Source organism: Mycobacterium sp. (assembly GCF_049280035.1).
Taxonomy (GTDB): domain Bacteria; phylum Actinomycetota; class Actinomycetes; order Mycobacteriales; family Mycobacteriaceae; genus Mycobacterium.
This window is the reverse complement of the sequence record NZ_JBAPPI010000626.1, coordinates 1-9453: the sequence shown is the minus strand read 5'-3', so window position 1 is coordinate 9453 and position 9453 is coordinate 1. Positions and strand designations below refer to the sequence as shown.

Genomic DNA, 9453 nt, shown 5'->3' with positions numbered 1-9453 from the left:
GCACCGCGCCGCGTTGTGTCCGAGCTGAATCGGCGCCGCTTTCTCGTGGCGCTTTCTGCCACAGTTCTCGGCGTCATGGGCGTGGCGCGCGACGCATTCGGCGATCCGCCACGAACTTTGACGGCCGCGGCTGCGGCTGCCGCCTCGCCGCACCCAGCGGGGGGCAAGGTCATTCCTACTGCGACGTTATCGCAGCCCGCGCCCATCGAGCGTGTGCCGCTGCCCGGTGGCGGCGTGCTTAACAAGCTGCCTGGGGACGGCAATCTGCTGGCACTGACCGTTGATGACGGCGTGAACACCGACGTGGTGCGCCTCTACACGCAGTTCGCCAAAGATACCGGCGTGCGGCTGACCTATTTCGTCAACGGCACCTACCGCTCGTGGACCGACAATCTGGCATTGCTCCGGCCATTGGTCGAATCCGGCCAGATTCAGCTGGGCAACCACACTTGGTCGCATCCGAACCTGACAAAGTTGCCAGCAAGTCGAGTGGCCCAACAGATCTCCCGCAACGACGAGTTCTTGAAAACCACCTTCGGGGTGGACGCGCGGCCTTACCTCCGGCCACCGTACGGAAGGTACAACTCGACCGTTGATGCCGTGGCCGCCGATCTCGGCTACACCGCGATCACGCTGTGGTCGGGTTCGCTGTCGGATTCCACCGTGGTCAAGGAGGACTACATCGTCCAGATGGCCCAGCGGGCCTTCACCGGGCAGGCGATCGTGATCGGACACCTTAACCACCCGCCGGTCACCCACGTCTACGAGCAACTCCGCGATCTCATCCGCGCACGCAACCTACGCACCGTCACCCTCAACGATGTCTTCCTCCCACCGCACTAGGCCAGGCCTTTAAGGCGCACGCATCCGACGCCGCTAGATCATGTCCTTGTCCGTCAGCCACCGCATCACCGGCCAGCCGACGAACACCGGGAGCCAGCAGGTGAGCACGCGATACAGCAGCACCGACGGCACACCGACGGCCGCGGGTACGCCGAACGCGGCGAGCCCACCGATCAGCGCGGCTTCGACGGCGCCGACGCCGCCAGGGGTGGGGGCGGCCGACGCAAGAGTTCCGCCGACCATCGTCACCACGGTGACGGTGACGAACGTCGTGTGGCCGCCGAAGGCTTGGACGCTGGCCCACAGCGCCATCGCCGCGCCGAGAGTCGTTCCGGCACAACCGAGCAGGATCAACCCCAGTCGCTTCGGTTCGCGGGCAAGCGCGACGAGGTCGGTGGTGACTTCCTTGAGCATCGGGCGCACGTCCGTCGCCAGCCAGCGCCGCAACCGGGGCACGAACAGAAATGTGCCGACGATGCCCAGCGCCACGCCCGCGATCAGGTACAGCATCGTGGCCTTCGGGACGAAGTGCGACAGGTCGGTTCCCGCACCGGCGGCGGCGCTGAAGAAGATCAGCAGCGTGACGTGGACGATCACCTGCACCGACTGCTGCAGTGCCACCGCCGTGGTGGCTCGCACCGTGCTCATCCCGCCCTTCTGCAACAACCGCACGCTGAGCGCGAGCCCACCGACACCCGCCGGGGTGGTGGTTGCGGCAAAAGTGTTGGCCACCTGAGTAATTAACAGTTTCCAGTAGGCCACGGCACCACCGGCACAGGCCCACAATGTGCCCGCCGCCCCGACATAGGTCAGCGCCGAGATGACCAGCCCGAGCAGCTCCCACCAATAGTTCGCTTTGCCCAGCTCGTTGAAGAATGTCGGCACGGTGCTGATGAACGGGTACGCGACGTAGACCAGCGCGACCAGCAGTACCAGCTGGATGAGCTGGCTGCGGGTGAACCGGGTGATCGTTTCAGCTTGGATCTTGTCGGTGTGAGTTTGGCGCATCACCGCCGCGCGGCTTCGGGAGATCACAGCGCCCGGGTCGTTGACCGAGTCCCGAACACGTTTGGGCACAGCCGATTTTGTGAGCCTGCGGGACGCGAGTAGCACGGTGTCTTTGCCCAACGCGTCGATTGCCGCGTTCACCGCGGATTCGGCGCCGTAGAGCGCTGACGTCGTCACCAGCAGCTGGGCGATGTCGGATTGCAGCTGGTTGTCGGTGGCACCGTATTCGGCGCTGCCGAACCCACCGAACAGGACGGTGCCGTCGTTGACGGTGATCACCTCGCCGCGCAGGTCGCCATGCGAGATCTGGTGATCGTGCAGCTTGCGCAGCGATTCCCATACCCGGGTCACCGGCGTCGCCGTCGCGCATTGCTTCAGAGAGGCTCCGCGAATGGGCTTGTGCACGTACAACGTCCAGCCGCGGTCGAGTGTGCCGACAGTGATCGTCGATGTGTTGGCCACACCCAGGTTGCCGACGGCAATGGCCATCAGCGCGCGATGCTCCACGGCGCGGCGCATGGACGCCTGAAAGGGTGCGGCCTCGGTGCGGCGCAGCCGCAGCTTGCCCCACAGCTGACGCAGCGCGCCGCCGCTGCTTTGATGCGGGCCGTACAACTCGATTACCGCGTCGGCGTCTCGACCGTCCGATGCGGCCGAGAGGGTCAGCGGCCCGGCGCCGGCGGGCCGGACCACCGTCAACCCGGACACCGCCAATCCGCGTTTGGTCAGCGCGCGGACCGCGCCGTCCAGCGGCACCTCGAGTGCGGGCGTGCCGCTGACCAGGATCACCAGCGCGCCGACGAACCAGCCCACCGCCAGGCCCAGCAGTGCGCGGGCCGGCACGATAGCGCTGACCACGAGGTGAATCGGGACGAACGCCAGCAGCAGCGTCCACCACCAGTGCCGCCAGCGCGCGGGCAGCCACGGGCCCGACACGGTGAGCACCGCGGCGAGCATGCCGATCCAGCGCGGGTCGTCGAGGAATTGGGCCAATACCGTGCGGACCCGGTCGGAGAGGTCGAAGTGCCATTTGGGCGCCGCGAGGCCCTTGCCGGTCACCGACAGCGCGAGAAAGGCGATGAACGCGGCGGCCGCGTAGGGGCCGAGCAGTTTCCATTGCCGGGAGAGGATCAGGCCGAACAGGATCATGAACGGCAACGCCAGGATCGCGAGGCCGTACACCAGGTACACCACATCGGATTGGGTGGGGGAGAGCACCCCGATGATCCGCGAGATGGATTTCTCCAGCCGGTCCCACCGGGTGCGGGTGACCACGGAACTGGTGATCACGGCCGCCAGGAACAGCGCCGACAGCACGACCCGAAGGATGTCGTTGGTGCGCCGGGTTGGCGGTTGCAGCAAGCTCCCCGAAACGGTGATCTCGCGCCCGTCGACGTACATGCTCCAAGCAACCTCCGGGCCGGGTCGGTCAGCGGCCCGCCGACAACATAACCCGTGTCGTAGGGCTGTTTGCCGCCGATCCGAACATGTCTGTGCGTGTCGCTGGCATCCGCCAGGCTCCGCCAAGCGTGGGCAGGGGAAGATACGGGGATGTCGGTGACGGCACGTCGAGGTGTGCGAGGTCCTTCGCGCCGCGCTGCGTCACGCACCGCCAGTCGGCTTCTGGCCACGGTGATTTCGGTGGCCGGTTTGGTGGTTGCGGCGTGCGGTGCCCAACCCTCCGGCGGTTACCACCAGACCAGCTACCCGCGGGGCGCGGTGAGGCTCAATACGACGACTGTCGCCGAGCTCGTCGCGGCCTTCACCGATGCGGGGCTCGCGGTGCCGAACGCCCACGATGTGGGGCCGCAGAAATGTCCGCAGATCGGCTGCATTGACGCCGAGGACACCGACACCGTTTCGATCATGGAGTTTCCCAGTACGGGCAAAGCAGAACTATATGCGGCCTCGGTTCCGAGCATGTTCCTAGTGGAAAACGTGGTGCTGGTGTTCTCTTCGGCCGTTCCCCCCGAGGCGAGACGAGCCTACGAGCGGGTGGCGAAAGACGCTATCCGCTGAGCACCGACCTCGGGTCAGGTTGCCATGATGTCCGCATGGCCAAGCGTGATCGCGACGAGGCCGGCCGACCCCGAAGCGCGCGCCCGCGCGACTCGCTTGGCCGGCCCCTTCCTCCTGGCAGTGCAGGCATCCCGCGTATCCCGGACGATCTCGAACTGCCACCGGCCGAAACCCTCGCCTATGCCCAGGAGCTGCTCGACCGGGGCCTGGCGTTCAACGCGCACGAGGTGCTCGAGGCTGCGTGGAAGAACGGTCCGGCCGAGGAGCGGATGCTGTGGCAGGGCCTGGCACAACTCGCGGTTGGCATCACCCACGTCCAGCGCGGCAACGTCAAGGGCGCAGTGAGCCTGCTCGGCAGCGCATCGGCCCGCCTCTCTCACGACGATCGCCCGGCACCCTACGGCGTCGATGACGCCGGTTTAGTGGACTTCGCCGATGCGCTGGTCGACGATCTGAAAGCGGGCGACGATATCCCTTCGGAGCGGCTGCGACCGCGTCTGGTCGTGCCGCCTTCGCGGAAGTGACCACCCGCGCCCGTCTGTCACATGAGTCACCGCGCGGATTTGCGGTGGGTTTTTGCCCGCCTATCAGCGACTGTGTGAGCGTGTGCGTCCGTGACGGTCGGTGCCGCGGTGTTGTCCTCGACGGCTGCGCGACCGGGCGGTAGAGGCGGATGCGCCGCTTGTCGCCGGGGCTGCCTTGGGTGCGGGCGCGCGGTAGGGCGCGACGTCGCCGACCAGCTTGGTGACCGGTTCGCAGTGGGCGGTCACGTGTTGCGGGCGGACGTTGATGCCGGCTCTGCGCATCAGCGCCGCGTGGTCTTTGCGTTGCTCGGGAAGCACCACGGTGACGACGTCGCCGGAGCTGCCGGCGCGCGCGGTGCGTCCCGAGCGGTGCAGATAGGCCTTGTGCTCGGCCGGTGGGTCCACGTGCACCACCAGCTCGACGTCGTCGACGTGCACACCGCGCGCGGCGATGTCGGTGGCTACCAGCACACGTGAGGTGCCGGAGCTGAATGCGGCGAGGTTGCGGTCCCGTGCGGGCTGAGACAGATTGCCGTGCAGATCAACTGAGGGGACTCCCGCCTCGGTGAGCTGGCGGGCCAGTTTACGAGCCTGATGTTTGGTGCGCATGAACAGGATTCGGCGGCCGCTGCCGGAAGCGAGCCGATGTATCAGCTCCTTTTTGGCGTCGGCCCCCGCGACGTGAAAGACGTGGTGGGTCATCTCAGCCACCGGCGAGTTCACATCGTCGACGGAGTGTGTCGTCTCGTTGCGCAGGAACCGCTTGACCAGTTTGTCCACGCCGTTGTCGAGCGTGGCGGAGAACAGCATGCGCTGACCGCCGGCCGGGGTGGCGGCCAGGATGCGGATGACACCCGGCAGAAAGCCGAGGTCGGCCATGTGGTCGGCTTCGTCGAGCACGGTGATCTCGACCGAGTCGAGGCTGATCAGGCGTTGCCGCATCAGGTCTTCCAGCCGGCCCGGGCAGGCGACGACGATGTCGAGCCCTGATCTCAGCGCGGCAACCTGACGGTTTTGCGGCACGCCGCCGAAGATCGTGCCGACCTTGAGGTCGTGGGCGGCTGCCAGCGGGGCGAGCACCGCGGTGATCTGGGTTGCCAGCTCACGAGTGGGCGCCAGCACCAGGCCGGACGGCCGTGAGGGCCGCCGCTTGCCCGACTCGAGCCGGGCGACCAGCGGGATGGAAAACGCCAGCGTCTTGCCGCTGCCGGTCTTGCCGCGGCCGAGGACATCACGGCCGGCGAGGGTGTCGGGCAGGGTGTCGACCTGGATCGGGAACGGCGTGACGATTCCTTGCGCGCCGAGCTCGTTGATCAGGCGTGTGGGTACGCCGAGGTCGGCGAAAGTTCTTTGGGTAGTCATGGTTTCGGTGCCTCTCGGGCATCGGGTGTGCCGCGTCGCCGCGACGGCATCAGTGTCATTCGGCGGTCAGCACAATGTGGCGAGATTGCCGGTGGGCAAAATCGATCGCCGCGAAAAAGCTTGTGCTGGATGCACGAATCATCGGGACCCGGTGGGTACCTGTGGATGATGGAGCATTCCACGACGTTGTCAGCATCTGTGTTGGTGACGCCAACGTTGCTCATCAGCCTAGCTGACGAACCGTTCAGCGCCCTCACGAGGTGACACGTGTCACCTTCTTGGCATGTGTGTGTTTGCTTGGCGGCGCGCTGAACTGAGCGCCTGACGTGGAGAAACCGGCGGTCCGCGGGTCGCCCCGGTGTTACGCTCGGCGCCCCGGCAGCTGGTCTTGGCCGGGGCCGGGGGAGCGGAAAGACGGATATGGCACTCGATGATCCGGTCGGCTCGGTGGCGGATGTTTTGGACACCCGGCGAGTGCTCGCTGCCGTGGTCAAAGCGCCGCGATGGATCCAGCCGCTCGCCGTCGTGGGCGGAGCCGCCGCGATGGCGGCGCTAACCGGCGGCGGGCTGACCGGATCGGGATTTGCGATCGCCGTGGTGATCATCTTGGCGACGATCTATCTGCCCATTTTGGTGCTGGTCCGCCAGCGGCGGGCGTTGGGTGTGCGGCTGCGTCGTCGCCAAAGAACGAAGCGACGGTGGCTATTCACCTGGCTGGTGTTCGTCGTGTTTGTCGGGACGGCCTACGGCTTGGAGTGGGTGCTGCCGCTGGGAACCCCGCTTGCCTACGCGGTGGAATTCCTGGCCGCCGCGGTCATCCTCGGGATTGCCATGGCGGTCAATACCCCCGACCCGGTCGGGAACGACGCTGGTCGTCTGGTGCTCGCGGAAGACCACCCCGGCGAGTTCGACCAGCTCATCGCTACCCGGTCGCGATTGATGTTGTGCACCTGCCTGGACGCGATCGAGGAGATCGAGCTGGGTCTGCTCGCTCACTGTCTCCAGCAGCACCCCGATGCATTGATTGCAGACATTACTAAACTGGCCGCGGCGCAATATGTTTGGGGTCAGCCCGACGCAGGCCGGCTATGGACGTCGTTGACACCCGAGGGACGCATCAGGTATCGCCGTCACCTGGCCGCCCTGCTCGCAGCGACGGCCTAGATTCTTCGCATTGCTGCTGCGCCGTCTGGGTCCAGGCTGAACGCTCGGACAATGCCGCACCGCAGTCCAGTCCATCCCGACGGTGATGGGATCGCCTCCCTTCCTTGGTCAACCGCTCGGCCGGCTTGCTGATGCTCGGATGCGTGAGATTTGTGGCGCCCTTGAGGTCGCGGTCGACTGTGCCGGCTAACGGAACAAACTCGGGCTGGTTTGATCGCCACGGGCAGCGGCGAGCCATTGTCGTATGTCGTTGAAAAGCCGTTGATTTCACGTCGTATAGCCATCGGGCTGCTGCCCGTCGTCAGCCCAGATGTCGGCGAGCATATTCGCGCGGGGAAGCAGCGATCGGGCCGATGGCCCAGCCGCCCAGGCGTGCCAATTGCTGTTGTCGATCAGGTCGAGCGCCTCCATGGTCGCGGCGAGCTGGGCCACCGCGGTCTTCACGTCAGCTTCGGCGACGCGCTGCCAGCCGTAGCCGAGCAGCTGATGCACGTGTGCCGCGAGCCGCGCGAGGGGGAGCGGACCGCGCGCGGCCAGTACTCCGATCGTCAGCTCGGTGATTTCAGTGCCAAAGGTGTTGGGATCAAAGGCCGATCGGAGTCGCCGCACCACGGCGAGGTCACCATTGGCGGCGCGGGTAGGTGCGAGCACACCGTGGCGCAGCCGTAGCAGTCCCACCCCGCGCAGCAGGTCATGCAGCGTCAACAGGGGCTGTAGGTCGTCCTCAATTGCGGCGGGCCGGCCGAGCGGATGCCAGTGTGGGCGGTGTTGTTGCATATCGCGCACCACCGCTCGGGGTAGCCGCCCACCTGGTGTGAGTTTGACGCCGTCAGCGGTGAGATCGAGGAGTAGCCGCACACTTTCGGGCACCTCACCGACGACCCGGCGCACCCTTTGGTCGGTCGCGGCGCGGTCGAACGGACGCAGCCGGTTGCCGACCCAGCCGCGCATGTGCTCGTGGTCGGGGTGGCCCGGGTCGGCGAGGGTGTCCAGCAGCTCGGCATACCCGCCGGGCCCGCCGCAGTCCTCGGGCGGGCAGGCGCCGTAGCCGTCGACGCAGCTCGGTGCCGAATCGCCCGGGCCGAGTACCTGGACGTCATGGGTCCAGCCGTCGCCGAAGTCGTAGCGATACTCGAACTTGCTTCCCAGATCGACCAGCCGCGCGTCGTCCTCGTCACGCTGATCCTCTGGCCAGACGTCGGCGCCGGGAATCTCCATGCCGTAGGTCGCGTCCGCCGTGACGAACTGGTGTAGATGTGAGTCGGTCCACCCGATCGCCGCCTGGAGCAGATCGTGCAACTCGGGCAGAATCGCCGACGCGGGCACATCGATCGTCCGCGCCACCGCCGGCTCCACGTCACACAACACCACTCGCAAGCGTGTGGTCTTCATTTCGGCAGATCTGTATCGACGAATAATGTTGCCGCGCAACATTTCTTGTACTTTCGCCCCGACCCGCACCAGCACGGCTCGTTGCGGCCCGGCGGCCAAGCAATCAAATCAGGGTCGGCCCTGGCGCCCAACTGCGCGGCATATTCGGCCCGGGTTTCGGCCGAGTCGGGATGCCGGTCCCGTTCAGCGCACCAGGCGGTAAATGGTGCGACCCGCACCGGCGCGATCGTCAGCGCGGGTATGCCTGCCTCGGCATAGTCGATCAGAATCTGCTGCAACATCCTGCAGTACTGCCAGTGCGGAACCGGCCCGTCCGGGCCACGCACCCGGTCGCTCTCGGCTAGCTCCGGCCATAGCTGCACCGCCTGCTCGTAGTCGCCGGCTGGCAGCCAGGCCAACGCCACCGCGCCGACCGGGCCGGTCGACTCCGGCGCGGCTTCCTCGTCCGGGAAACGGGCCTGCTCCTGCTCGGCCAGGAACGCCGCGGCCTGCTTCTGCTCCAATCGATCGTCCAGACCCATGGACCGCATCCTGCCGCACGGCCACGACGCATACCAGGGCGACGCGATCAACTTGCTGCGTATCGACACCCGCGACGCTGAGACGTTCAGCGCCGCGCAACGCTCGTCGACGATCTCCTCAAGCCGCTGGTCGGGCCAGGATGGCCGCCACTTGGCTGCCTAGATTCTTAGCTTCGCTCACAGCCAGCGCGGGTACCCTCCGCGGGTGGCGTGCGGCTGAGTGAGAGGAAGTGAACGTGGCGAGAACCGATAATGACAGCTGGGAGATCACCGAGAGCGTGGGCGCGACGGCGCTAGGTGTAGCGGCGGCCCGGATGGCGGACACCGAGAGCGACGATCCGCTGATCGACGATCCGTTCGCGCGGGTGTTCCTGGAGGCCGCCGGCGACGGCATGTGGAATTGGTTCGGCAACCCGGACCTGCCCGACGAGATTGCGAAGGTCGCCCCCGATGTGCCGTTGCGGATGCAGGGCATGCGCGACTACATGGCTTCGCGGACAGCGTTTTTCGACGAGTTCTTCATCGACGCCACCGAGGCAGGCGTGCGCCAGGTGGTGATTCTGGCGGCCGGCCTGGATTCGCGGTCGTGGCGGTTGCCGTGGCCCGACGGGGTGACGGTC

General features: G+C 66.7%; 10 protein-coding genes. 6 read left to right on the top strand and 4 right to left on the bottom strand.

Annotated elements, in window-relative coordinates; translation table 11 throughout:
• Nucleotides 1-24 precede the first annotated feature (24 nt).
• Entirely contained in the window at nt 25-843 is an 819-nt protein-coding gene (locus WAN71_RS20115; RefSeq protein ID WP_422227014.1) for a polysaccharide deacetylase family protein, read from the top strand.
• A 33-nt stretch (nt 844-876) separates the two neighbouring features.
• Here WAN71_RS20115 and WAN71_RS20110 read toward each other — a convergent pair whose 3' ends face one another.
• Nucleotides 877-3252, bottom strand: a complete 2376-nt coding sequence (locus WAN71_RS20110; protein WP_422227013.1) for a lysylphosphatidylglycerol synthase domain-containing protein — start codon at nt 3250-3252, stop codon at nt 877-879.
• A 240-nt stretch (nt 3253-3492) separates the two neighbouring features.
• On the opposite strand from WAN71_RS20110, the gene WAN71_RS20105 reads away from it, so the two are divergent.
• Nucleotides 3493-3870 carry a hypothetical protein gene (locus WAN71_RS20105; RefSeq protein WP_422227012.1) on the top strand — a complete coding sequence of 126 codons (378 nt, stop codon included), beginning with the start codon at nt 3493-3495 and terminating at the stop codon, nt 3868-3870.
• 35 nt (nt 3871-3905) lie between these two features.
• Nucleotides 3906-4394, top strand: a complete 489-nt coding sequence (locus WAN71_RS20100; RefSeq protein ID WP_422227011.1) for a DUF309 domain-containing protein — start codon at nt 3906-3908, stop codon at nt 4392-4394.
• Between the two features lie 63 nt (nt 4395-4457).
• Here WAN71_RS20100 and WAN71_RS20095 read toward each other — a convergent pair whose 3' ends face one another.
• The gene (locus tag WAN71_RS20095) at nt 4458-5756 is read right to left on the bottom strand and encodes a DEAD/DEAH box helicase (RefSeq protein ID WP_422227010.1); all 1299 of its coding nucleotides are present in this window, start codon (nt 5754-5756) and stop codon (nt 4458-4460) included.
• A 420-nt stretch (nt 5757-6176) separates the two neighbouring features.
• On the opposite strand from WAN71_RS20095, the gene WAN71_RS20090 reads away from it, so the two are divergent.
• Complete coding sequence (locus tag WAN71_RS20090; RefSeq protein ID WP_422227009.1) at nt 6177-6920, top strand: hypothetical protein; 744 nt, start codon at nt 6177-6179, stop codon at nt 6918-6920.
• A gap of 267 nt (nt 6921-7187) precedes the next feature.
• On the opposite strand, the gene WAN71_RS20085 is transcribed toward WAN71_RS20090, so the two are convergent.
• Both WAN71_RS20085 and WAN71_RS20080 read right to left on the bottom strand, forming a co-directional pair.
• Nucleotides 7188-8312 (bottom strand): plasmid pRiA4b ORF-3 family protein, encoded by a 1125-nt coding sequence (locus WAN71_RS20085; RefSeq protein WP_422227008.1) that lies wholly within the window; start codon nt 8310-8312, stop codon nt 7188-7190.
• Nucleotides 8309-8833 (bottom strand): SEC-C metal-binding domain-containing protein, encoded by a 525-nt coding sequence (locus WAN71_RS20080; protein WP_422227007.1) that lies wholly within the window; start codon nt 8831-8833, stop codon nt 8309-8311. Before WAN71_RS20080 ends, WAN71_RS20085 begins: the two co-directional genes overlap by 4 nt.
• Between WAN71_RS20080 and WAN71_RS20075 the strand changes: the two genes are divergently transcribed.
• Nucleotides 8832-8996: a hypothetical protein gene (locus WAN71_RS20075; protein WP_422227006.1), complete on the top strand. Its 165-nt coding sequence runs from the start codon at nt 8832-8834 to the stop codon at nt 8994-8996. The two genes, WAN71_RS20080 and WAN71_RS20075, sit on opposite strands and share 2 nt — an antisense overlap.
• 73 nt (nt 8997-9069) lie before the next feature.
• Nucleotides 9070-9453, top strand: a 384-nt coding sequence (locus WAN71_RS20070; protein WP_422227005.1) for a class I SAM-dependent methyltransferase, incomplete at its 3' end; no start/stop codon positions are given.

Coding starts and splice junctions, on each gene's coding strand:
- WAN71_RS20075 (WP_422227006.1), top strand. CDS start 8,832: ATGGACCGCATCCTGCCGCACGGCCACGACGCATACCAGGGCGACGCG.
- WAN71_RS20095 (WP_422227010.1), bottom strand. CDS start 5,756: ATGACTACCCAAAGAACTTTCGCCGACCTCGGCGTACCCACACGCCTG.
- WAN71_RS20100 (WP_422227011.1), top strand. CDS start 3,906: ATGGCCAAGCGTGATCGCGACGAGGCCGGCCGACCCCGAAGCGCGCGC.
- WAN71_RS20090 (WP_422227009.1), top strand. CDS start 6,177: ATGGCACTCGATGATCCGGTCGGCTCGGTGGCGGATGTTTTGGACACC.
- WAN71_RS20085 (WP_422227008.1), bottom strand. CDS start 8,312: ATGAAGACCACACGCTTGCGAGTGGTGTTGTGTGACGTGGAGCCGGCG.
- WAN71_RS20110 (WP_422227013.1), bottom strand. CDS start 3,252: ATGTACGTCGACGGGCGCGAGATCACCGTTTCGGGGAGCTTGCTGCAA.
- WAN71_RS20080 (WP_422227007.1), bottom strand. CDS start 8,833: ATGGGTCTGGACGATCGATTGGAGCAGAAGCAGGCCGCGGCGTTCCTG.